Source organism: Lelliottia jeotgali (assembly GCF_977070485.1).
Genome location: NZ_CDRVFO010000008.1, coordinates 141134 through 164145 on the forward strand (window position 1 = coordinate 141134; position 23012 = coordinate 164145).

Annotated in this window: 25 protein-coding genes and 1 pseudogene; 16 read left to right on the plus strand and 10 right to left on the minus strand. The window is 53.6% G+C overall.

Translation table 11 applies throughout. The annotated features are described in order from the left end of the window. Positions 1-248 precede the first annotated feature (248 nt). On the plus strand, positions 249-1667 hold the full coding sequence (locus ACW4TB_RS14115; RefSeq protein WP_279929578.1) for an amino acid permease: 1419 nt from the start codon (positions 249-251) through the stop codon (positions 1665-1667). Positions 1668-1781: 114 nt separating this feature from the next. Here the strand turns inward: ACW4TB_RS14115 and ACW4TB_RS14120 are convergent. Beyond that, a pseudogene (locus ACW4TB_RS14120) lies at positions 1782-2669 on the minus strand (glutamate synthase-related protein); the annotation flags it as partial. A 40-nt stretch (positions 2670-2709) separates the two neighbouring features. Between ACW4TB_RS14120 and ACW4TB_RS14125 the strand changes: the two are divergent. Genes ACW4TB_RS14125 through ACW4TB_RS14140 form a run of 4 tightly spaced genes read left to right on the plus strand, consistent with a single transcriptional unit; the run spans position 2710 to position 8894 of the window. Then, positions 2710-4725: a hypothetical protein gene (locus tag ACW4TB_RS14125; protein ID WP_128637060.1), complete on the plus strand. Its 2016-nt coding sequence runs from the start codon at positions 2710-2712 to the stop codon at positions 4723-4725. Further along, entirely contained in the window at positions 4725-6731 is a 2007-nt protein-coding gene (locus ACW4TB_RS14130; protein WP_128637062.1) for a site-specific integrase, read from the plus strand. The genes ACW4TB_RS14125 and ACW4TB_RS14130 overlap by 1 nt, the downstream gene beginning before the upstream one ends. Continuing rightward, entirely contained in the window at positions 6728-7666 is a 939-nt protein-coding gene (locus ACW4TB_RS14135; RefSeq protein WP_169774834.1) for a hypothetical protein, read from the plus strand. Before ACW4TB_RS14130 ends, ACW4TB_RS14135 begins: the two co-directional genes overlap by 4 nt. 37 nt (positions 7667-7703) lie before the next feature. Further along, positions 7704-8894, plus strand: a complete 1191-nt coding sequence (locus tag ACW4TB_RS14140) for a site-specific integrase (protein WP_128637312.1) — start codon at positions 7704-7706, stop codon at positions 8892-8894. A 470-nt stretch (positions 8895-9364) separates the two neighbouring features. Here ACW4TB_RS14140 and ACW4TB_RS14145 read toward each other — a convergent pair whose 3' ends face one another. Continuing rightward, entirely contained in the window at positions 9365-9775 is a 411-nt protein-coding gene (locus ACW4TB_RS14145) for a helix-turn-helix domain-containing protein (RefSeq protein ID WP_256825424.1), read from the minus strand. Between the two features lie 301 nt (positions 9776-10076). On the opposite strand from ACW4TB_RS14145, the gene ACW4TB_RS14150 reads away from it, so the two are divergent. The 5 genes from ACW4TB_RS14150 (at position 10077) to ACW4TB_RS14170 (ending at position 12500) form a co-directional block, all read left to right on the plus strand. Continuing rightward, positions 10077-10451 carry a hypothetical protein gene (locus ACW4TB_RS14150; RefSeq protein WP_256667764.1) on the plus strand — a complete coding sequence of 125 codons (375 nt, stop codon included), beginning with the start codon at positions 10077-10079 and terminating at the stop codon, positions 10449-10451. A gap of 3 nt (positions 10452-10454) precedes the next feature. Beyond that, positions 10455-10850, plus strand: a complete 396-nt coding sequence (locus tag ACW4TB_RS14155) for a DUF6957 family protein (RefSeq protein ID WP_023662632.1) — start codon at positions 10455-10457, stop codon at positions 10848-10850. Between the two features lie 17 nt (positions 10851-10867). Then, the gene (locus ACW4TB_RS14160; RefSeq protein ID WP_128637314.1) at positions 10868-11107 is read left to right on the plus strand and encodes a hypothetical protein; all 240 of its coding nucleotides are present in this window, start codon (positions 10868-10870) and stop codon (positions 11105-11107) included. A gap of 252 nt (positions 11108-11359) precedes the next feature. After that, positions 11360-12088 (plus strand): metallophosphoesterase family protein, encoded by a 729-nt coding sequence (locus ACW4TB_RS14165; RefSeq protein WP_023662633.1) that lies wholly within the window; start codon positions 11360-11362, stop codon positions 12086-12088. A gap of 25 nt (positions 12089-12113) precedes the next feature. Next, on the plus strand, positions 12114-12500 hold the full coding sequence (locus ACW4TB_RS14170) for a hypothetical protein (protein WP_023662634.1): 387 nt from the start codon (positions 12114-12116) through the stop codon (positions 12498-12500). 37 nt (positions 12501-12537) lie between these two features. On the opposite strand, the gene ACW4TB_RS14175 is transcribed toward ACW4TB_RS14170, so the two are convergent. After that, positions 12538-12816 carry a hypothetical protein gene (locus ACW4TB_RS14175; RefSeq protein ID WP_128637316.1) on the minus strand — a complete coding sequence of 93 codons (279 nt, stop codon included), beginning with the start codon at positions 12814-12816 and terminating at the stop codon, positions 12538-12540. Between the two features lie 139 nt (positions 12817-12955). On the opposite strand from ACW4TB_RS14175, the gene ACW4TB_RS14180 reads away from it, so the two are divergent. Further along, on the plus strand, positions 12956-13297 hold the full coding sequence (locus ACW4TB_RS14180) for a hypothetical protein (RefSeq protein WP_023662636.1): 342 nt from the start codon (positions 12956-12958) through the stop codon (positions 13295-13297). A gap of 235 nt (positions 13298-13532) precedes the next feature. Next, entirely contained in the window at positions 13533-14672 is a 1140-nt protein-coding gene (locus tag ACW4TB_RS14185; protein ID WP_023662637.1) for a glutathione-independent formaldehyde dehydrogenase, read from the plus strand. A 90-nt stretch (positions 14673-14762) separates the two neighbouring features. Here ACW4TB_RS14185 and ACW4TB_RS14190 read toward each other — a convergent pair whose 3' ends face one another. The 7 genes from ACW4TB_RS14190 to ACW4TB_RS14220 form a co-directional block, all read right to left on the minus strand. After that, positions 14763-15011 (minus strand): hypothetical protein, encoded by a 249-nt coding sequence (locus ACW4TB_RS14190; protein WP_169774830.1) that lies wholly within the window; start codon positions 15009-15011, stop codon positions 14763-14765. 77 nt (positions 15012-15088) lie between these two features. Beyond that, on the minus strand, positions 15089-15553 hold the full coding sequence (locus ACW4TB_RS14195) for a hemerythrin domain-containing protein (protein WP_023662638.1): 465 nt from the start codon (positions 15551-15553) through the stop codon (positions 15089-15091). Between the two features lie 93 nt (positions 15554-15646). Then, positions 15647-17461: a glycoside hydrolase family 15 protein gene (locus ACW4TB_RS14200; protein ID WP_164842906.1), complete on the minus strand. Its 1815-nt coding sequence runs from the start codon at positions 17459-17461 to the stop codon at positions 15647-15649. 457 nt (positions 17462-17918) lie between these two features. Continuing rightward, complete coding sequence (locus ACW4TB_RS14205) at positions 17919-18362, minus strand: DUF421 domain-containing protein (protein ID WP_023662641.1); 444 nt, start codon at positions 18360-18362, stop codon at positions 17919-17921. A 9-nt stretch (positions 18363-18371) separates the two neighbouring features. Further along, positions 18372-18824 carry a hypothetical protein gene (locus tag ACW4TB_RS14210; protein WP_128637318.1) on the minus strand — a complete coding sequence of 151 codons (453 nt, stop codon included), beginning with the start codon at positions 18822-18824 and terminating at the stop codon, positions 18372-18374. Positions 18825-18889: 65 nt separating this feature from the next. Then, positions 18890-19393, minus strand: a complete 504-nt coding sequence (locus ACW4TB_RS14215) for a CinA family protein (RefSeq protein WP_023662643.1) — start codon at positions 19391-19393, stop codon at positions 18890-18892. A gap of 367 nt (positions 19394-19760) precedes the next feature. Continuing rightward, positions 19761-20618 carry a glucose 1-dehydrogenase gene (locus ACW4TB_RS14220; RefSeq protein ID WP_023662644.1) on the minus strand — a complete coding sequence of 286 codons (858 nt, stop codon included), beginning with the start codon at positions 20616-20618 and terminating at the stop codon, positions 19761-19763. A gap of 196 nt (positions 20619-20814) precedes the next feature. Here ACW4TB_RS14220 and ACW4TB_RS14225 point away from each other — a divergent pair, with 196 nt between their 5' ends. The 4 genes from ACW4TB_RS14225 (at position 20815) to ACW4TB_RS14240 (ending at position 23012) form a co-directional block, all read left to right on the plus strand. After that, positions 20815-21339, plus strand: a complete 525-nt coding sequence (locus ACW4TB_RS14225) for a hypothetical protein (RefSeq protein ID WP_004573937.1) — start codon at positions 20815-20817, stop codon at positions 21337-21339. Positions 21340-21371: 32 nt separating this feature from the next. Beyond that, complete coding sequence (locus ACW4TB_RS14230) at positions 21372-22427, plus strand: zinc-binding metallopeptidase family protein (protein WP_023662645.1); 1056 nt, start codon at positions 21372-21374, stop codon at positions 22425-22427. 96 nt (positions 22428-22523) lie between these two features. Continuing rightward, the gene (locus tag ACW4TB_RS14235; RefSeq protein WP_023662646.1) at positions 22524-22808 is read left to right on the plus strand and encodes a DUF6555 family protein; all 285 of its coding nucleotides are present in this window, start codon (positions 22524-22526) and stop codon (positions 22806-22808) included. 45 nt (positions 22809-22853) lie between these two features. Continuing rightward, positions 22854-23012, plus strand: a complete 159-nt coding sequence (locus tag ACW4TB_RS14240; protein ID WP_014859190.1) for a hypothetical protein — start codon at positions 22854-22856, stop codon at positions 23010-23012.

The window sequence follows — 23012 nt, forward strand, 5'->3', positions numbered from 1 at the left end:
AGGGTAGCTGGGGTGAGGCAGGAGATAGCGATAGGCCTGCGGGTTTCTCTCCAAATTTTTGGTTATTTATAGTGAAAAGCCCTACAGCGAGCTTCCTATACTGCTCGGCCCCTTCGCCCTGCCGGGCCGCTCTACACCGGCACACGGGCCGGCCCACAAGGCCAGCCTGGCAAGCCAACGCCACGCCTATCGGCATGGCCGGCGCTGCACGAAGGTCTAATCCAATAACAAAATGAGGTTGTATTGCTATGCCCGTCGGCAACCACCCTGCCCATGGCGAGACCGCACAAGGCGGCCCGCTCAAGCGTGAACTGGGCGAACGGCACATTCGTCTGATGGCGCTGGGCGCCTGTATCGGCGTCGGTCTTTTCCTCGGTTCGGCCAAAGCCATTGAGATGGCCGGTCCCGCGATCATGCTTTCCTACATCATCGGTGGCCTGGCGATCCTGGTGATCATGCGTGCCCTCGGCGAGATGGCCGTGCACAACCCTGTCGCCGGGTCATTCAGCCGCTATGCCCAGGACTACCTTGGCCCGTTGGCGGGTTTTCTGACCGGTTGGAACTACTGGTTCCTGTGGCTGGTGACCTGCGTCGCGGAAATCACCGCCGTGGCTATCTACATGGGCATCTGGTTCCCGGACGTGCCACGCTGGATCTGGGCGCTGGCGGCGCTGGGCAGCATGGGCGCGGTGAACCTGGTTGCGGTCAAGGCTTTCGGCGAGTTCGAATTCTGGTTTGCCCTGATCAAGATCGTCACCATCATCGCCATGGTCCTGGGCGGCATCGGCATCATCGCCTTCGGCCTGGGCAACGACGGTGTGGCAGTCGGTATCTCCAACCTATGGAGCAATGGCGGGTTCATGCCCAATGGCGTGACCGGTGTGCTGATGTCGCTGCAGATGGTGATGTTCGCCTACCTGGGCGTGGAAATGATCGGCCTGACTGCCGGCGAAGCCCGCAACCCGCAAAAAACCATCCCGCAGGCCATTGGCTCGGTGTTCTGGCGCATTCTGCTGTTCTACGTAGGTGCCTTGTTCGTGATCCTGTCGATCTACCCGTGGAATGAAATCGGCAGCCAGGGTAGCCCGTTCGTCATGACCTTCGAGCGCCTGGGTATCAAGACTGCCGCCGGCATCATCAATTTCGTGGTGATCACTGCCGCCCTGTCGTCCTGCAACGGCGGTATCTTCAGCACCGGGCGCATGCTCTACAGCCTGGCGCAAAATGGCCAGGCGCCGGCCGTCTTTGCCCGTACTTCGAAAAACGGTGTGCCACGCAATGCGCTGCTGCTGTCCATCGGTGCCTTGCTGCTGGGTGTGCTGGCCAACTACCTGGTGCCAGAGAAGGTGTTCGTCTGGGTGACGTCGATCGCTACCTTCGGCGCGATCTGGACCTGGGTGATGATCCTGCTGGCGCAGCTCAAGTTCCGCGCCGGGCTGTCGGCCACCGAGCGCAAGGCACTGAAGTACCGGATGTGGCTGTGGCCGCTCAGCTCCTACCTGGCGCTGGGCTTCCTGGTGCTGGTGGTTGGCTTGATGGCGTACTTCGAGGATACCCGTGTGGCTCTGTATATTGGCCCGGCGTTCCTGGTGCTGCTGACGGTGCTGTACTACGCGTTCCGCCTGGCGCCGAAAGAACTACAGGGTGTAGCCGGTAACGCTTCCTGATGTGAGATAGTCGGGGCCGCTTTGCGGCCCTTTCGCGACACAACAGCAGATAGCGTATCCCGGTAGGAGCGGCCTTGTGTCGCGAAAGGGCTGCGCAGCAGCCCCAGGGTTCTATCAGGCCGCCACCTCACTGTGCGGCTCAAAGCTGTCCGCCCGCGCCAGCTGCCACATCCGCGAATAGAACTGCCCGTCCACCTCGCCAGTCAGCAGCTCCCCCGGCTTCAAGAACACGTGCATCTGCGAGAACAGCTTGATTTCGGTAGCCGACACGCGCCGCACCAAGTGCTTGGCTTCCAGTTGCGCGGGGTGTTCCAGGCCGGCGGCTGCGAGCATTTCTGCCAGGGCGCGCAAGGTGTTGTGGTGGAAGTTCACGACCCGCTGGGCTTTGTCCGGGACCACCAGCGCACGCTGGCGCAACGGGTCTTGTGTGGCCACGCCAGTAGGGCATTTGTTGGTATGGCAACTCTGCGACTGGATGCAGCCGATGGCGAACATGAAGCCGCGAGCAGAGTTGGCCCAGTCGGCACCGATGGCCAGCACGCTGGCGATGTCGAAGGCGCTGACGATCTTGCCGCTGGCGCCGAGCTTGATCTTGTCGCGCAGGTTCAGGCCGACCAGGGTGTTGTGCACGAACAGCAGCCCTTCGCGCAGCGGCACACCGATATGGTCGGTGAACTCCACCGGTGCGGCACCGGTACCACCTTCCTTGCCATCGACCACGATGAAGTCGGGCAGTATGCCTGTTTCCAGCATGGCCTTGGCGATGCCCATGAATTCCCACGGGTGGCCCAGGCAGAACTTGAAGCCCACCGGCTTACCGCCGGACAGCTCACGTAGCCTGGCGATGAACTGCATCATCTCGATGGGGGTGGAGAACGCGCTGTGGCGAGAGGGCGAGATGCAGTCCTCACCCATGAGAATGCCGCGGGTATCGGCAATTTCCCGGGTAACCTTGTGCTTGGGCAGGATGCCGCCGTGGCCGGGCTTGGCGCCCTGGCTCATAAACTTATGTACTATAGATCTGTTGACCTAGGAGTACATGATGGGCAGGAAGCATGTAAAGCATGACATCGGTGAGGTGGTAGCCGCAGAGGAGGTGATGCAGCGCCTGAACCTCAAGGATAATGATGGCCTTTACCCATTTTCCCCTACTTGGCGGTGGCAGCCAAAGGCGGGAAAGGGACGAGGAAAAATCGTTTCTCTAACGATTGACGCTAGGGTCGCGACCGCCAAAGAGCTTTTAGCGAAAGGTAAGAACGAACATAGGCATTTCTACTCAGAATTTAAGGGCGAGTACCCTTGGGCGGTAGACGTGCTAGGGCGTGGCCTTAAAAGTTACTGCCTGGAGAGTCGTTGTTCACACCAAGAAGCCTCATATAAGCGGAATGCCATTGGATATTTTCTTGGTTATTGCCGCAAAGCAAAAGCTAAGTTGGAAGTTGCAGAGGATCTTGACTATAACCTGATCTGCGCATGGCGTGGCGATCTTCGCTTGCTTAATATGGGTAGTAGGTACAAGGCTACGATGTTTCGACGGGTATGTGTAGTGCTGGAGAAGCTTATGAAGACAGAAGTTCTCTCCAATAAGTTTACCATGCCAATCTATACATCGGACGCCCCTGAGCACCTTCCCTTATACAGTGATTCTGTGATGTATCAGCTAATTGGAGCGTGCGTAAGCGATATTTCAAAGGTGATGAAGCATGCTCGGGAGTCCGCTTTGTCTAAAGTGCAGAAGGCGAACTCTGAAGGAAGTAATATTACTTCGAGAGATGCTGATTCTATCATGGGTTCGGCTGGAAGTTTCTCGCAGTATGGAGAACTTTTTTCGAAGCCTTTTGAGGTTGTCGGTTTTGGATCTACAGTTTATGTGGTTCAAAATAGTTGCGGAAAAAAATCCGAGGTTTACGATGAGGGATCCGCAAGCTTACGAAAAATTAGTTTTAAGAAAAGTTCAAATTCTCATGGATGGTTGTCAGAAAAAGAAATTCCTACGCTAAGTACTATATTTGTGTTTCTGTTGTTTTTTTTGATTTTTTCAGGAAAGAACAAGGAAGTCGTGCAGTCATGGCGACGAAAATACAGAATCGGTGATTTTGCGGTTTCCCCGCTCGACTGGAAAGACCCATTGGATCCGTCTAAGTGCAGACTGCGTGGGTGGAAGAATAGGAAGGGGCCGACGTCAATAGAACTTGACGATACCTTCTTTCAAGATTCAAGTGAGATCTACCCGGTATTGGAATTCTTACTTTGGTATACCGATCCATTGCAGGATCTTTTAGAAGGTGAAGCTAAAGATGCTCTCTGGCTCTATGTTGGAAAAAATGGCGTTACTGATCTCTTTTTTAATGATGGTTTTCATTCGAGCTCGAAACAATTCTTGAGTCGGCATGCTATTTGGGACTTTGTCATGGGTGACAACGGTGAAATGGTCAAGGAACGTTTGAGAACTCTGGATAGTCGTCGTTTTCGCAAAGTTTATGCTGCGAGGGAATTCTTGAAGGCAGTTGCTTCTTCTGAAAATCATCGTGAGTTAAGTGAGCGGTTGAAGCACGCATTAAGTCATAAGGAGTTTGACACCACATTGGCCAGCTATTTGTCGGTAGGAATTTCTCGCGCGGTTGTAGATATTGGGATATTTACATTGCAAAACGAGTATGTGAGTGAGGCGCGAAAATTTAGAGGGCTAAGAGTAGAGCAAGGGCTGCCAGTAGGTGTGCCAGGCCTGTACTCGAGTTGTTCAGCACCCCAAGAGCCAGATTTTGAAGGAGCATCTCAGCGCACTGGAATTAGTTGCCAAGAGTATGATATGTGCTTCGGTTGCAGCAAAAGTCGCGTTTTCGGCATTCATTTACCTCGCATTGCTGCAAGAATCATGCAATACGATTCCATGAAATCAATGATGTCAGAACAGCAATGGGAATATCATTACGGTAAGAAGCATGCGCGTGCAAATAATCTCCTTGCAGAGTGGTCAGATCAAAAGGAGGTAGATGCTGCTTGGCTACTAGCTAAAAGTGGTCAAGTGAAATTGCCGTTGGTTGTTGCGAGAGTGTAATGGAAGTCACTAAGAATTTAGAGGTAGGGGTAGAAAGCAATTCCGTAGTCGAGAGACGATGGAAGATTTTGAATTTAGTTCTCAGATCTTTTGGTGATAGGCGAGTTAGCCATCTGAGTGTGCTGCGTGATGATGTTTGGGATTTTCGGACTGAGGGTTTGAGTTATAGGATTAATTTTCGTGCGTTAGTAGGAGCTTCCGATGGAGACTGCTTGCCGCTTATAATCTTACTTAAGATCGTTGCTTACTGCATGCTTAAAGAATATGCGTTGATTGATCGGGCTCCGCGAACAGTTTACAATATTTTATACGCCTCAAAGCCTTTAATTAGATTGTTGGTGGAGCGAAAGTGTCTGATAGCGGATCGTCAAGGTGGCTGGTTTTCATTACCAAGAAACATATCCCCGGATGTTCTTCTTGATTATATTGGTGAAGTTAGCTCGTCAAAGCTACATGAGAACACTAAGCATGATAGGGTTAGATTCTTATTAGAGTGGTGGAAGAACTCTCGGGATGAACAAAAACTTCCCGATTTCATGAAGCTGGAAAGTGACCCATTTGAAGGTAGAAAACTAAAAGATTTTAAGGGCTTTAGTAGTAGCAAAAATGAGTGTTCGCCTGATGAAGACGGCGACGATTCTGGCTGGCAAGCCATTCCTCTCGAATATGCATTTCCTATAGCTAATGCTGCCATAGAGTATATTGAAAAATTTTCTGAACCTCTTATTAGATACCATCAAGTGATTAATGAGGGTATATTAGCTAGCCAGGCATCTGTATCGCGCGGTGCAGTCGCAAGGGAGTGCGCAGCGCTTGGTATTGAAGTCGATGATTTAGCTAGCGGTTTGCCATTTGAGTTGCGCTTCAATAAGTACTGGCCGCCCAGTCATCCTTCGAAGTTTACTTATAGGCTAGAAAGAAAAGAAGCAGAGCGTTGCATATCTCACATTAAGCGTGCAGCTATTACTGTTATATTTTTTACAACTGGATTGCGTAATCGGGAGGCACGTGAGCTTGAAGTTGGCTGTTGCGTTCCTGATATTAGCCAGGGTGTCGACGACTTTTATCGTCTTACCCTTGTAGTGAAAAAAACGAGCAAAGAGTACTACCAAGGTCAGGTGGTTTCGCTGCCAGTGCCGAAGATCACCTATCTGGCCGTAAAGGTACTGGAAAAGCTAGGCACATTAACTCGACGAGATAATGTTTTAATTAGTCCTCTGCAGTCTAACGAAAGATCTGATCATGTCAGTAGTCAGGTTACCACTACCACTATTATAAATTATGTCAAGGCTTTTGCAAAAGATGTAGGGGTGGGGTATGAGCCTCATCCTCATCAATTTAGGAAAACAATTGCCGGTTGGTTTGTGCTCAATAGTCCAGTGTTGGGGCCTCTCTTGGTGATGAGACTATTTTCTCATAATTCAATTGCGATGACCGAAATGTATTTGAAGAACAACCCTCTGATCGTCAAGGCAAGGCAGGAGATACTACTCGAGCAGTCCTTGAAAATTGTAAAGGGTATTGGTGAGTCTGCGCAATCTGGAAAGCTAGCAGGGGTTATTGGTGAGCGTATTAAGGACAGCCTTAATGAGGATCCACTTTTTAAAGGCCTAACTGGTGACGTTCTTGGGGCCACTATGGAGGAGTATCTGCGAGAAAGAGCTAAGCACGGTAATATGCATTTCCTGCTAACGCCAATGGCCGTATGCGTTTTTGATCCATCAGATCAGACGAGTAAGCCTTGTGCTAAGACAGTCCCTGTGACTAACTTGGGTTGCGAGGATACGTCGAGTGGCTTGCCTTTGGTGAGTAACTGTGTCGGGGTTAGTTGCAATCATTGTCTGATGACTAAATGTCAGGCTCCACTTATCGAACAGTCTCTAAGCTTCTATAATGATTTATTAAGTGGTGCAATTGACGAAGATTATGCTCGGAATCTTCATATTATAGATTCTGCCAGGCAATTTGTTGGATCCTACAGCCCAGTTCTTGAGTTGATAAGATGAAGATTAAAAAAGACACACTGGAAGGTGCGAAGCTAGCATTTGATAAGTTAAAAAAAGACGCTGAGCACTCTGGGGCAAGGCTTACAATATCTGCTGTGGCACGCTTGGCTAACGTCGATCGCAAATATTTCTATGGGAAAGTTAATACGCCGGATGAAAGTAAGCGTCGAGCGTGGGTTTCCTTGGGCGAAGAAATTAATGAGTTTCGGAACCGCCAAAGATCTCCTGAACAGGTGGGGTCTGAGGCTTCAATATCAAAAAAGCTTGAAAACGCGCTAATTGAAAATTACAGACTTCTGGAATCTGTTAGTGATCTTGAGAAATCCCGAGCTAAAATGCAGGAGTTACTTTCCTCTAAGGGAAAACAGCTTGAAGAGCTTCAAGCTCATTCGGGGAGGCTTGAGGACAGTTTGCTGTTCGCGACATCTGATAAGCGATCAATTGTAGGCTTTGGTTCGAAACCACATATCATCAGTCCTGATTTATTTCGAAAGGGTGTGGATTCACTTTCGCTTAAAAAGGCTTGGGTAATGGCGCTCGATAAGTTGCGTGTCGAATTAGATAGGCCTATCGAAAAGACTTTATATATCACCGTTGGTGCTCCAGGGAGTGGCAAAAGCACTTGGTCGCTGAATCAATCGTATCAGAATAACTTCTCTATAATTTTTGATGCATGCTGTTTGACGAGAGCTGATAGATATGAAGTCTTGTCTTTGGGGCGAAAGTATCCCAGCACGAAAATTGTGGCTGTAGTATTCTATGTGACCTTTTCAACGCTAAAGAAAAGAAACAATCTACGGGAGAGCGATAAACAGCTGCCGTTTGAGAAGTTAAAATCAATGTTTGAATCATTCGAGCAACCATCATTAGAGGATGTATCAGAATTTTTTGACGAAATCGTGATGGTGCGGGGGGAGGGTAGTTTTGTACGTTGAGTCAGTTTGGAACCTAGATGGTACGCCGATACCGCATGTGGAAGGTAAGCTTCATTATCCATTAGCGCAGTATTTGATATGGTTACGTAAGACTCCTATGAAAAAGGGTGGATATCGAGAGCCTACCACTATTTGTAATGTTTATAAGCATTTGAAAATATGGTTTGATTTTTGCGCGGATCAAAGCGTTTCTTTCGATGTGGTGACATATGAGTTTCATCTTCAATCGTTGAAAAAGGCACTGGTTTCTAACGGTGTTCAGCCAGAGTCAATCAATGGCTACTATCGGAGTTGGCGAGGATTTTATGAGTGGTGTGAGGAGCAAGGTATTTCTGCTGTAATGAGCTTTCCGCCTAAAATTGAGGGTAGAGCACAGTTTTTCGGTCAGTCGCGGAACTTTAACAATCGATCTACCGGTCGTGCTGTACAGATTGATCCAGGTTTGGAAGCTGTTACCACAATTCTTGACTATAAGGATTGTGTGCTAAATATGGAAGAGTATGCACGTTTTGCTGGATTTCTGGATGAGGTAGATCCTGTATATAGCAGCATCAGCTATATGATGGTTACAACTGGTCTGCGTATTGGTGGCGTCATGCAACTCCCCCTCGGCAGTAATAAGTTGAATCCACGCTGGCTTCGATATCCAGAATTGGAGGCTGACGGGGCACTTATTCAGAAGCTAAGGTATTTGCCAAAAGGTAATAAGAGAGTTCTTGATTGCATTGTGCCTGCTGCGGCGCTTAAAAAACTGCACAACGAGTATGTCATTGGACACCGAAAGGATCGAATAAAAATTTTCTCTGAGCGCTTCCGTTCTCAAACAGCTCCGTTGTGGCTAACAGCGACTGGAAAACCTGTAGAGAAAAATGATATTTGGGCCGCTTTCAAACAGGCTTCCGAGAAGTTTGGCAGGCGAGTTGTGCCCCACCACATGAGGCATACTTATGCAACTTATATTGTTTATAACTATTTTAAGGCTCATGGGCTAACCCCTAACTTGGCTTATGCACATGACATTCATGAGGCTCTACGCGCGCAACTAGGGCATTCGGATTTTGAGGTGACCAAACGCTACATTAGAACTGTTATTCGAACGCATACAGATGTTTGGTTGCCAAAGCTAACTCCTCATCTGGAGCAAGCTGTAAACCGTGAAATGCCTAGTGAGGTATTGGCAGCAGTGATAGATTTTTTTGAGCCTCATTCTGTTAAAGAAAAAGACTGAGCCTCTACTTTTACTATCAGGGGAATGCCGAATTTTCGTCGCATAAAGCTGAAGCTGACGTTACTGTGGTTTTTTCCTGCGTTACTCCAGAATGCCCTCATTACCAAGATTGGCATGCTCACGGCATACAGATGCCAAGAGCTGCTTAAGCTGGAGACAGTGTTATCAACCAGCTGCGGACGATTCCAGCGTTTTGGCTACAAGTACTGCGAGAGGTGTGTGCCATCCCAGGTGCGGCGAGCTTTCTTCAAGCGCTCGGGAGGGGGCTATACGCAACGATACACGGTTTGTTTACACAACCTTAGCAGCAGCATGGGAAATTTGAGGATGTTAGGTCTGTCGGCATGGCCGCTAGCTTGCTCAAGAGGGACACGAGCACTGCTCACCCCAATTCTCCAGGCCAGAAGGTGAGGATTCATAGGCGGGAGGATGCGGCGTTCGTTCGCAATCCTCATCATTGCCTCGCCTTGTCAGCCGCCTTCTGGTGGCATGTGCCAAATCTTGTGCACTGTGGACTTGGGTATGCCTAGCTTTACCGACGTCTCTTTCTGGGTCAGTCCATCGGCTTTGCAATCAAGAACGGCTCTGATTTTCTCGGCAGAGGTAGCTGGCTTACCTCCCTTGGCTGCGATCAGCACGCCATCAGAGAACTGCGCTGGCACATTATCCATGACCCTCATTGCACGAAGCTTATCCAGCTCGCCTCGTAGGTAGACCATGAACTCGTCGAGAGTCTCGTGGCGGTCAAAACTCGAAGCGGCAGCCAGCAATGCTACTGGGTCGACCTCCAGGTGGCCGCTGATACCCTCAAGCATTTTGAGCGTCATGTTCGTCAAGCCATGCTCAACGTTGTGCAGGTGCCGGGCCTCCAGCGTTTTCACCATCTGCTCTTGTGAAAGGCCTCGAGCAGCACGCACGGTGCGCAACACAGCTGCTAGGGAGTGGGGCGAGGGCATCAAGACTTCCGGGTAAAGGGAAGGATAAGGCCACAGCGCAAAATCCACATCTATGAAATATAGTCAGTGAATGTGGATTGGTGTTATTGTGCCTCACCTGTCCCGGAACGTGTGAAATTGAGCGTTATTGCAGCTAACGGCAGGGAAAGGTGTCAATTTATATTAATTGTTGTAGGGCTTAACACTAGCTTATAGCCCGAGAAAAAGCGGGGGATGAGTTGTGTTGGTGACTAAGCGAGACGACTTGCAAGGCCAGTTTTTGGCGCCGGATCACCTGCGCTTGCTCTGGAACTCGGCGAGCCTGAACGCAGATTCCTACTACTTCATCGTAGAAGGGAGTGGCTTCGTCGACGGATGCCTTGGGCCTTCTATGAGCATTGTCTCGAGCGTGGAGGCTGTCGATTCGCTGTGCAAAGGGGGTACGGCGGAGTTCTTGAGCGTGAACAAGATTCAGCTGATGGCTCCTCCGTCGATGACAAAGCAGAACGAGTTTTCCATGCAGGTGCTATCGGAGATTCGCATCCAGAAGGGTAGTCAACCGAACCCTATCTACGAATTTGTTACGCGTGATGGGCAGGTCTACTCGAGCGCGAGGGGTTGAGCTATGGCTGCATCTCTAGACGAGATCATGTCGTTTCTCTATGGCCCAGGCGACTTGGTAGAAGGATGGGCTGGTAATGCTGCAGACCTCGTCCATGCAGCTCAACAGCGTTTTCCTGGCAAACCTTTCTGCTTGATCAAGCGGTGGATCCTCATCGATGTCGTAGCCAATGAGGGTGAGCTATCGCCGGCAGAAATCCCACCGATGGTGATCTTCGCTCATGAGGTTGTTCAAGACAGCAGGCGGCGTTTCGATCCTGGGCATTGGGTTCGAACGACCTATGCAGTTTCTCTCCCTGATCGGAGCATGTTTGAAACGAGGAGTACCGTCTATTTACTTCTTGGCGATGGGTACAGGAAGGGAGCGACCCTTGATGTGGTCTTCTCGCAGCATTCATAACCGATTTGGGAGGTGCCATGGAAATTGATGAGATCGAACGCGAACGCCGTCGTGAAGCCGTGGCAGCAGAAATCGCTTGTTTAGCTCTAGATGGAGGCCGGCTTGCTGCTGAACGCCTGGCTCGATTACAGGGTTATGTAGACGGCCAAGTTAGCCTTGAAGAGCTTCGAGCAGAGCTCATTGAACGAATGCGACAAGATAAATGGGGCATTGCAGATGAGGACGAGATGCGTCGGGTTTGGGGTGATCCTGAGTGACTCGAATCTTCCACCGCTAGCCGGCTAAAGCCGAAGGAGCGAGCTTTTCGCCGGCGGCCCTATTTGGACTATTCATCTGGGAGCTCCGATCAGATGCCTGAACGGTGTTGAACAGCCGCCACCAGGTTTCGATAGCCAACACCGCTGCTCTTATCCAGCGCTTCCGGGCACCCTCAAGTAACTATCAGTAGCCGGGCCTCCATGGAGTCACCGGAGACACGATCAGCCCTCGTACAGGACTCTGCTGACTCGATGAAAATTTTGATCTACTCAGATCTCCATCTGGAGTTCGCGGACTTCCAGCCTCCTGCGACGGAGTGCGATTTGGTGGTGCTGGCTGGCGACATCTCGGTGCGTAGTCGCGGAGTGACCTGGGCCAACGACACCTTCAACTGTCCGGTGATCTACGTCTGTGGCAACCACGAGTTCTACAAAGGCCACATCGACCGCACGCTGACCAAGATGCGCGATGCGGCTGCAGAACGTGTACACATCCTGGAGAACCAGTCCCTGATCATTGGCGACACCAGGTTTTTGGTAGCAACGGCCTGGACAGACTTCACCGCGACCGGGGACTACAGGGTAGCAATGAGGGTGTGCGCGGAATGGATGAACGACTTCAAGCGTATCCGCATCGGAGAGGGCTACAGCAAGCTTCGACCTGCCGACCTCATCGCTCGAAACATCACCACTCGTGATTTTCTGATGACTGAGCTCGCGAAGGATTTCGTAGGGAAGACCGTGGTTATCACTCATCACTGCCCAATCCGAGAGGTCGCGGGTAATGGCCACGAAGGTCATCTGGGGGCCGCCTACTTCAATGAATGGCACGAACTAGTTGCCTTGGCTGACGTTTGGATTTTCGGTCATACGCACTATGTAGTCGACACTATCGTCTCGGGCTGCCGGGTTATCTCCAATCCGCGAGGCTATCCAGGAGAGCGCACTGGTTTTTCGCCGGACTTCACCATAGAGGTTTGACAGGGTGCGCCTGCAGGTGCGGACAATGTCAGATTTGAAAAAGGAAGAGCTGATGTCAGCTGAGATCAACATTGAGTACCACTGCAAGAGCCTGTCGGATTTCCAGCTCAAGCGGATCATGAGAGCGATGGCTTACAGGTACTCGCCACCTGTCACCGCCTACTTGAGCGATGTCTTCATTTCTTCGGAGTGCGCGGTCGGCATCGTTTTCGGTCACACCGAGCCAGGGCAGTTTGAGCAACGCGCGGATGGGCACATTCTGCAGACGTCCCGCATCGATCATCTGAAGAAGGTAGGGCGTTACTGGGTGATCACGACGGAGAAGGGACGGTTTGTACTGACGTCGTTCAAGCGGGGATTGGGAAGGGCGAGCTTACGAGCGCTCATTGCGGAGATGATTCAAACAACGTAGCCAGACGCCTCCGTGCGCTGGATGAACGATGCTTCGATCAGGCTTCCGACAGCAGTGTTCGACGTCGGTGAATGCTACTCAGGATTGTGTAATCCCGGATACGGTCGTGGGAGAGGTGTCCAGCATCTACAAGTCCTCGAATGTAGCCTTCAGCTTTGCCCCGAGCTTCACGCAGATCATCTACAGAGGTGCTGTGGTGGATGTCATGAACGATCAGTTGCCAGCGCTGACTCTGCCGGCGACCGATGGGGTCGGCGGAGAAGACAGGAGCTTTCAGAAGAGTTTCGTAGTAGCCAGAAACAGGTGGATTGCTCAAGTAGGGCGCTCCTTGGTTGAACCTGGCCCGAGGTTATCATGCGCACACTCATTCGCCTGTTACTCGCCGGCACATAGAGTTACCGTTCTTCTCGCAGCGAAGCTGGCGAGATAGGGGGCGCCAACACATGAGGTTTCACATGGTCAGACGCAGGACACCGCTTTCCTCATCCAAGATCGTCGACACACCTTTGGCTGCTATGCCCAGCAGCGTGACCAAAGCGATGCAGATCGATTTTGGTTGGGAGATCACAGCTTTTCTGTCATCAGTTGAATACGGCTCCGGAGAGCTCTTTCTGAAGGGCATCGTGTTCTGTGATCGTGAGAAGCGGTTCGATGATGGTGACCCTATTCGAACCTCCTTAATCATGGCCTCTGAAGAGATCCATGGGTATCTGGTAGTGCAAACGCTGAGCAGTCGCTATGTGGTCTGCGATTGGGCAAGTCATGATGCGCGAGAGAATTCCTCGGTTAAGCATTGATATGCCAGGGTCAACTTGGCAGAAAGCATGAGTCGAGAGGCTCGGCCATTGACATTGGAACAAGATCGGCGGCTGACCACTCGTTGCCGGTCTGGGCCTTCCTATAAGTATGGGAGCGACAGCATTTAGCGCCACCGGTCTGAGCCCACCGCTACCTCGCTGAACATATTGGCTCACCAGTTCGCCTGAACAGAGTAGGGCGGATTTCTGCCGCCCCTAATTTTGGGAGTTCAGCATGAAAGCAATCGTGTACAACGGCCCACGGGACGTCGCGGTCAAGGATGTACCGGACGCAAAAATCGAGAAACCTACGGATGTGTTGGTGCGCATTACCACTACCAACATCTGCGGTTCTGACTTGCACATGTACGAAGGCCGTACCTCGTTTGAGGTCGGACGTGTATTTGGCCATGAGAACCTCGGTGAGGTAATTGAAGTCGGTGAGGGGGTTGACCGGGTCAAGGTCGGTGACAGGGTCTGCCTGCCGTTCAATATCGGCTGCGGGTTCTGCGAAAACTGTGAAAAGGGGCTCACCGGATTCTGCCTTACAGCCAATCCTGGTGCTGCCGGCGCCGCTTATGGTTTCGCAGAGATGGGGCCATATCAAGGCGGTCAAGCCGAATTGCTGCGCGTCCCGTATGCCGATTTCAATTGCTTGGTATTGCCGGAAGATGCCGAGGAGCGTGAGGACGACTACGTCATGCTCTCGGACATTTTTCCCACCGGTTGGCATGCAACTGAACTGGCCGGGCTACTTCCTGGTGAGAGCATTGCGATTTACGGCGCAGGGCCTGTCGGCCTGATGGCGGCTCATTCGGCAATCATCAAAGGCGCATCTCAGGTGTTCGTCATCGACAACCAGCCGGATCGTCTGCAACTTGCCGCGCAGCTGGGGGCAACCCCAATCAACGCAGTCGAGCAGAAGGCCGTGGAAGAGATCATGAACCTGACCCATGGCAAAGGCACCGACCGGGGCTGTGAGTGCGTGGGCTACCAGTGCTGCGACAAGCATGGGCATGAAGCGAATTACCTCACCATGAACAACCTGGTCGCTTCAACCAAGGCCACAGGCGGCATCGGCGTGGTGGGTGTGTTCGTGCCAGAAGATCCTGGAGCGAAAAACGAACTGGCGAAGGAGGGCAAAATGGCCTTCGACTTCGGTGCGTTCTGGTTCAAGGGCCAACAGATCCGGACAGGCCAGGCGAATGTGAAGGCCTACAATCGCCGCCTGGCAGAACTCATCCATCATGGGCGCGCCAAGCCCTCGCAGATCATCTCTCATCGCTTGAGATTGGCCGAAGGCCCGGATGCATACAAGCACTTCGATGCGCGGGATGATGGCTGGACGAAAGTGGTGCTCAAGCCTGCTGCGTGATCCGCTCTCTCTGCTTCCAGGGAAGGAAGCTTGGCGAGAAGGGAGACCTGCATGCTTTAAACTAGCCTTCACCGGCTTGTCAGGGCGTTATCACCCGGCGATTTCCAGTTGCGTGTTCTTGCGCCACCCTCGCAGGTTCATGGCGCAGAGGCAGAACTGTAGGATGATCAGAGCCCAGGCATGTGCTTGCCAGCCCCACACAGCCCACAGCAGGTTGCTTGCGATGAAACAGCAGAATCCTACCTTCCTTCTACCAGGACGGCGCGAACCGATGCACCAAGCTGCCAGCACGGTCATCACCATGGCGGGCCATTCGAGTAACCCAATCCAATATTCCATGAAACCTTCCAACTGATAATGGGTATCTGAAGCTGATCACCTGCCAGCTTCTAAAGAGCTGGCAGGTGATGGCTCCACTAAGCGGCTCGGCGCTCGCCTTTGAGCATCTTTTTCTGCATTTCCATTGTTTGCCCAAGCTCCTCGAGGGTGTCCTTGCTGAGCAGCTTCTTCGCCGTGGGGAAGAGCTCGCCTTCTTCTTCCTCGATGTGATGCTCCAGCAACTCTTTCATGACCTTGACTCTCCCGGCGAATTCGACGGTGCCGGTTTCGGTATGCAGGAGGTCGGGTAGGACGAGGGAATCGACAGTCCGGTGTTCCTCCTTGGCCTCGTAGTACATTTTCGCTTCTTCCTTGCCACCCGCTTCCTTGATGGCCGGATAGAGAATTTCTTCTTCGAGCGCGGTGTGAATCTGCAGCTCCTGCTCGATCCTGTGGAGTAGATCGGCCCGCTTTTTCACCGCTCGCTCGCTGGTGGTCGACAGCTCTTCGAGCAGCCTCTTCACCAGCTTGTGGTCTTGAATCAGTAAGTCGATAGCGTTCATGGCGTTACCTCATCACGGATTGAAAGAATGGAGAACTTGCCTGTGGTTGAGTAGCCGCCAAGCGAGACGGTTCAACGCAGATGATGTTTGGCGTCATCGTTCAGGATGGGAACCACCAATTGCCATTGCGGCCTTGAGGGCTGCCAGGTGAGTCAGGCCCTGCGGAAGGTTGCCCAGATACTGTCCAGTCTGCGGATCGATCATCTCCGAGTAGATGCCTACACCGTGTGATAGCCCTTTCAAAGCATCTGCATAGGCGGCGTCGGCGCGATCCTGGTTACCTAGAATGGCCCAGGCTTCGATAAGCCAGAACGTACAGGCCAGGAAGCAACCTTCCTCTTTCTGTGCATCGGTGTAGCGATAATGGAAAGCGCCGGCCCCCAGATCATGATCAATGGCTTGCAGCGTGCTCCGCAGACGTTCCTTGCTGGGGTAGCCAAACCTGACGGCCAGTGCCAGTGAAGCGTCCAGTCGCTCGCTGTCTGGATAGAACACATAGGCTTGGCGTTCTTCGCTCCAGCAGTGCGCCTCGATCCATGCCTGGATGCGCTGTCGCTCGCGATCCCAGCGTTCACGGCAGGTGGTGGGAAGGTGGCCACCATCTGCCAGTTCGATGGCCCGGCTCAAGGCTTGCCAGCAACTGATCTTGGACATCGTGTAATGCTGCTTTTCCGGCAACTCCCATATACCGGCATCCTGCTGACGCCAACAGTCGGCGCACTGGTCGGCAAGGCCCGAGAGGAGCATGGCGCTCGGGGAATCAAGAATGTTGCCGCTGTCGATGAAGCATCGCGCTGTTTCGAAGATATCGCCGAACACCCCGTGTTGAAGTTGGTCGCGGGCGTCATTGCCAACGACTGGAGGGGAGTTCTTATAGCCAGGCAGGTCGACCGGGCGCACGCAATGACCGATTGCACCGTCCAGGGTATAAAACACCCGTGGCCCATGTTCCTCCAACCGGCGCAGTAGCCAAGTGAATGCAGCCTTGGCTTCTGGCTGTGCGCCGATGCCCAGAAACGCTTCGATGGTGTAGCCGGCATCGCGTATCCAGGAGAAGCGGTAGTCGTAGTTATTACGGCCGCCAATCCGTTCGGGAAGGGATGAGGTCGCTGCCGCCATGATCGAGCCGCTTGGAGAGGACAGCAGAAGCTTGAGGGCCAGCGCATTGCGGACTACCTGGGTCTTGTACGGGCCGTCGTAGACCAGCCCCTTCGACCACTGGCACCACTCCCGATGCGAGCCGTCGACGCGTTCATCGATCAAGGCCAATGGGGGTACGACCAGGGGCTCATCTCGTCCTGCGATGATTGCGACCACTGAGCGTTGTCCTGCTGCAAGGCTAAGGACAGCACGGACGCCCATGTCGTCTTTGCGTTCGATGTGCACATGATGGTCGTGCAGGAACATGCCGAGTATTCGCCCCGCATGAAAAACGCAGGCATTGTCATTCGGCGCCACGTAGGGGCTTACCGTGTCGGCTTGGGTTCCGAAGTCGATGGCTAACTCGAAATCGACCGCACCCTCGACACACTCAATGCGCCTGGCGAGTTCGGCCCAAGGCAGGCGTCCGGCTGGCCCGCTGTTCAAGGATTCCGTCAGCCGGGCACGACCCTGACTGGTGATGAAAATTGTCTCAAGGACGTTGCTGTCTGCTAAGTAGCGGCGCTCAGCAACGAACGGCTCGCTAGGGGTAATGGAAAAGAAGCCTCCTGTTTCAGGGGCCAGCAGCTTGTCGAATAGGGGTGGTGAATCCATGTGCGGCACACACCACCAGTCGATGGAACCGTCCAGGCCAATCAGTGCCACGGAACGCCCATCGCCGAGCGCACCATACTGCTCCAAGGGCAACCATCCGCCCTCATCTCGTTGAGGTGCACCCTGTTGAGCTTCTACCGGTTCTCTTTCCATCAGCATGCCTTCGAGATCACGTGTTCTGATTCCGACAGGGCTATCTGGCGTCTGGTTCGTCTTATGTGAGCGCTGCGTAAATAGAGGGAATTTAGAATTGGCATGGATATCTCATTTAAAGCGAGATACAAGGGAGCTTCGTTGCCTCGCATTTACCCTGCAGGGAACAAGAACAAAAGGGGGCTTAGATGAGTTGTCTGATTTGCGCGGGGCAAGCTGAGTCCGTTGAATGCACCGGTGGCTGGGAAGAGCGACACTGTTCTCAATGCGGCTGTTACCGAATGTCCCAAGCGCTCATACTGGTGATGATGGAAGAGGGTCAGATTTTTGATACCGAGCGGATGCGGGCCTGGCTGGTATCTCGGCGCGAACTGATGCCCATCCCTACCATCGACCATAGCCAGGCGATATTGGCACTCTAAACAGACATGGGTTCTACCACTGGCAGCCTGTTGTCTTACTCGGCAGGAATGATTGAAATCTTTCCATTGCGTTCGACGATAGCGAACTTCACTTGCTCAATTTTTTCGATGCCTTGGCTGTCTCGTGCTGACTCGAGGATATCGTCCTCCGTGAGTCGTGCCCGACGCATGCGGTGATGCAGAAAGCGCCCATTCTCAACAACCAGGGTAGCGTGCCCGTCCAGAAGTCGGGCCAAGGGCTTGGAGTTCAGCTTTGCGAGTGAAAGGCCGACGTCCAGTACGATCAGCGTGGCGATCACCAGCATGGCATTGGTGAATGAAAAATCGTCACCCAGAAGCGCCTGCTGGGTGGCTTCCCCGATGATCAGCAACAACACGAAGTCGAAGGTCGTCAAATCGGCCAGCGAGCGCCGCCCGGCCACGCGAAACAGCAGCATGAGGGCGACATACATTCCGGCTGCGCGGAGGATCGAATCCATGACGCACTCCTAGGGGTAAAGAAATGTGGAGAAGTGAACGACGCTTTCAGGGCCAGCCCTGACGCTGCCTTCCAGAGTGCCTACGTGCTCACTTCGAAGGGTCAAGTACAAGGTGGCGACCCCATCTTCTTTAGTACCCAATTGGAACAGCAGGGCCTGGCCATGCGACATCGACTGTTGTGGCTCCGGTTGCAACGTCTCGATACTGGCGTCACGGAGCAATGATCCCTCGATTTGCACTTCCACCGGCTGACCAGGGATACCCTGAACGGTGATGAATAGACTGTCTGTCGTGCCGCTTCGGCTGAGGCGCTGGTACTCAACCCGTACCCGGCCATCCTGGCTCACCACCTCGGCATCGCTCAACGGGCCATTACCGAACAGGCCTGCCAAGGCAAGCAATACGATGGCCACGAGCACGTACCAGCCCACGCGCTCGAAGCGCCAGACGCGCTGCTGCATCGGTATATCTTCATGAACAGGGTGACGCCTGGATAGCAGTTCATCTTCCGACATGATCACAGCCCTCAGGCGCGCTCGCCGCGTAACCAGCGCTGGTGATAGTGGGAAAGCCGGGTCAACCCGAAAAGGGCGCCTTGGCGCATAACTTCAGATCGCTCGCCGAAGAAACGCTGAGTGCGCGTGAACACGGCAATTGGCTCGCCGGCGAAAGCCCACGCAAAGCACATCGTCCCCGGTGGTATCCCGGATTCGGGTGCCGGCCCGGCTATCCCGGTGGTGGCGATCACCACGTTCGCATCGCTGTCTCTCAAGGCGCCAAGGGCCATTTCCCAAGCTACTGCTTCGCTGGTCAGGCCATATCGTTCGATGGTTTCGGCGCTGACGCCCAGCAAGCGCTTCTTGGCGCTGGGCGAGTAGACAACATAGCCGCTTTCCAGCACCTCTCCGGTACCCGGTACCGCCGCCAACAAAGCCACAAGGCAGCCCGCAGTGCACGATTCTGCTGTGCTCAAAATCAGTTTGTTGTTTTTGAGGTAGCCGAGAGCGGCTAGTACAGGGTCGTTTTCCATTTCAGAGTCGACTCGCTTGTTTTGCGGTGGACGCGATGCTCGGGTATTTGGTTCATCGCATCTAATGCCCGGCTATCTCGAGGAGTGAACCTGACCTGAACTTTCCCTCGTACATTGGCTTCTTTTTATTCAAAGACAAGGTAGGAGAGCATGATGAAGAAAGAGAGCGATAGGCAAAAGGCAGGTGCGCAGACGAGGCCGCATGGGGAAGAGGAGCGAGACAACGATGCTCATCGTCCGGACGGATCAACGGGGACAGCCCACGACTCCACGGCGCAAAAAACGGCCCGTGATCACGATCAGCAAAAACGCTGAAACTGCCCACGAAAAGGGTTTGAGGCTCGCCTACTCGGCGAGCCTCTTTTCGCTAAAGGATCGGTTTACCGCCAGTCACTGCGTAACGTGAGCCACTGATGTAGCTGGCCTCGTCGGAGCCCAGCAGCACGTAGATCGGCGCGACTTCGACCGGCTGCCCCGGGCGCCCCATCGGGTAGCTGGAACCAAAGTTCTTGACGGCCTCGTCCGGCATGGTTGCGGGAATCAAAGGCGTCCAGATAGGGCCTGGCGCGACGCTGTTGACCCTGATGCCTTTCTTGGCTAGCAACTGAGCCAAGCCAGCAGTGAAGTTGGCAATGGCTCCTTTGGTCGTGGCATAGGCCAGCAGGCTGGGAGATGGATCATCGGAATTGACCGAGCTCGTATTGATGATTGAGCTTCCCTTGGGCATGGAAGGCAGAGCCGCCTGGCAGATCCTGAAGATGGCGGTGATGTTGGTATCGAAGGTCTTCACCCATTCGTCATCGTCGATTTCTTCCAAGGTCTCGTGGGACATCTGGAACGCCGCGTTGTTGACCAAGATGTCGATACGCCCGAACTGGGTGACTGTCTTTTCGACGATGTCGTAGCAGTGCTGTTTCTGCGCCAGGTCTCCGGGCAACAGCAGGCATTGACGGCCTGCGGACTCAACCCAGCGCGCGGTTTCTTGCGCGTCTTCATGCTCATTCAGATAAGCGATGGCGACGTCGGCGCCTTCACGGGCATAGGCAATCGCGACTGCCCGCCCGATGCCGCTGTCTGCTCCGGTGATGAGTGCAATCTTGCCTTCGAGTCGATTGTGGCCGGTATACGACTGCTCGCCACAATCCGGGTAGGGCTCCATCCTGCGCTGTGAGCCGGGGACATCTTGAGGCTGCGAAGGGAAGGGCGGGGTAGGGAAGTCTCGCATGGTAGAAGCTCCTGCAGTTGAGAACGTTCATACCGGTTCGAAAGGCCCGACCTGCTCGTGTTGGTTTCAATCTGCGGTTGGTACGACGAGCGGTGCGGGATATCAATTCAATTGAATTCCATGCCCCATCGCCTGTTCTACCGAACTCAGCTCCAGGCTCATCTCTTCGCTCGGAGCCCAATTCCCGGAGTAGCGAGTGCCTCGAATCATTACCCCCGCGACCCCTGAGCACGAGATCAGCGAGCACAATGCCAGGATGTTTGGCTCTCCCAAGGAGCGCCTGGATTTTTACCGGCGTGAGATCCAGTACGAAACCAGCATCCTGGCCAACCGCACGGATGCGTACCTAGCGGCCCAGTCGTTCCTGGTCATCGCCTTCGTCTCCTCCATGGGGAACCTCAATCAAGGATGGGGCGAGATGTTCACCCTGATCGTACCCGCTTTCCTCGCCTTGCTCGGGGTGCTGAGCTCGCTCAACGCCTGGCCTGGCATCCGGGCGGCATACAACATCATCGATCACTGGCAGCTCAAGCAGAGCCATCTGCTGCGCAGCGAGCCGTTGATGGGGTTGGCTTACGACGAGTCGCCGCTGTTCTGTGAGGCGGAAACCTCGCGTGCAGGGCATCGAAAGTCATTGCTGTTCTCGCTACGGACGCCATGGATCTTTCTGGTGTTCTGGGTGTTATTGGGTAGCTACTCGGTTTACATTCAGCTGGCCTGAACACGTTTGCGTGCAAACATGGAGGTAACGTTTTGAAGATTGAGGCAGTACTGACCGAGCTCCTTAATGCCCGAGGGCCGGGCGGAAAAGAAGATGAAGTACGGGCCATTTGTCTGCGCGAGCTGCGCCTATTCTGTGATGACACGCACATCGACCCTGCTGGCAACGTGGTGGGGGTCATTCGTGGTGGCCGCGCTGGTAGCCCAGAGGCAGCCATACGCGTTATGGCCCACCTCGATGAGATCGCGATGATCGTCAAGAATGTGCTGGAGAACGGCACCCTGGAGGTGCTCGCTCTAGGGGGTTCACAACCGATAAGCTTCGGCGTCTGCCCTGTCGATATCCTGGGCGATGAACACATCCTGCCTGGTGTTTTATCCTACGGCTCAATGCACAACAGCGGTCGGACTTCGAATGGAAGAGACGTGCTGGCAGGCAATGTTCAGTGGAAAGATGTCTACATCGTCACGCGCAAGAGCAAGTCGGAACTTCAGGAGCTGGGCGTTCGGCCTGGTACTCGAGTCGTGCTCAGCCAGCACTGGCGTAAGCCTTTCAAGGTACATGACTGTATTGCGGCTCACTTCCTCGACGACCGAGCTCCGCTGAGCGCTGTCATTCTCTGCGCGAAGCTGCTGAACGAACGGCGAGAAAAACTGAAGCAGGACGTCTGGTTCGTGCTTACGACGCTGGAGGAAGAGTGGAATGCCGGCGCCATGTACGCAGCTTCCCGGCTGCCCGGCGACACCACAATCGCGGTCGAGGTCGGCCCTGTACTTGAGGAATATGGCACGGAGCTTTCGGCCAACCCGATCATCAATACCGGCGACCAGAAGGGATACTACAGCCGCACCGTGGTGCAGGGCCTGATCGCCGCTGGCCGAAAGGCCGGTTATGAGCCGCAGGCGGCATTGCTCGTCGATTTTGCGTCGGATGCAAGTGCGGTATTGAGTGCGGGGATCGATGCCCGGGCCGGTTGCATTGCGATACCGACCGAAAATACCCATGGCTTCGAGATGGTGCTTCTGGGGGGGATTACGGGCTGCGCTGAGACCTTGTTCGAATTCCTTACAGGTACACAAGACACATAGCCCGAATCGCAAGCATGCCTTACCCACAAGCGATTTCGATGGAATTTTTTTCTCCCGTGCTTGCTCAATATCGCATGAGCTAGGGAGGGAATTCTGGTGGTCGGACAGCAACTCTATGTCATTGAGTACGAGCTTCACGGTGAGCCTCGGACATTCATCATCCGTCTGGAGAAGATGGACAACGGCGTCGCGTGGCACTGGGCCAGTTGCGATGCCGGTGTTGGCATCATCCCGCGATTCAGTCAGCAGAACATCAAGCTGGTCAGTCGCCCGATGGCTGAGCGTTATGGCGTTGCCAAGGTGAAGTGGAGGGTGGCTGGCGAGGGCCCCGAATTCGTTCCGCAACCTATCGATGTCGGCAAATTCTCAGGTGCTACCTAAGGGGCCTGAGACCTGCATTCCGTCAACGTGCCTGGAGGTGTTGCCATGCAGCCTAAAACCGAAGGCTCTGAAGAGAAAGGCCCAAGCGACTTACCTTTCATTAATGATCCGGAAAAGCCCACGTCGCCTCCTTTGAATGACGCTGATGCCACTGAGGCAGCCGAGGCAGAGGAAGACATCGAGGATGACGGCCAATCCCTTTAA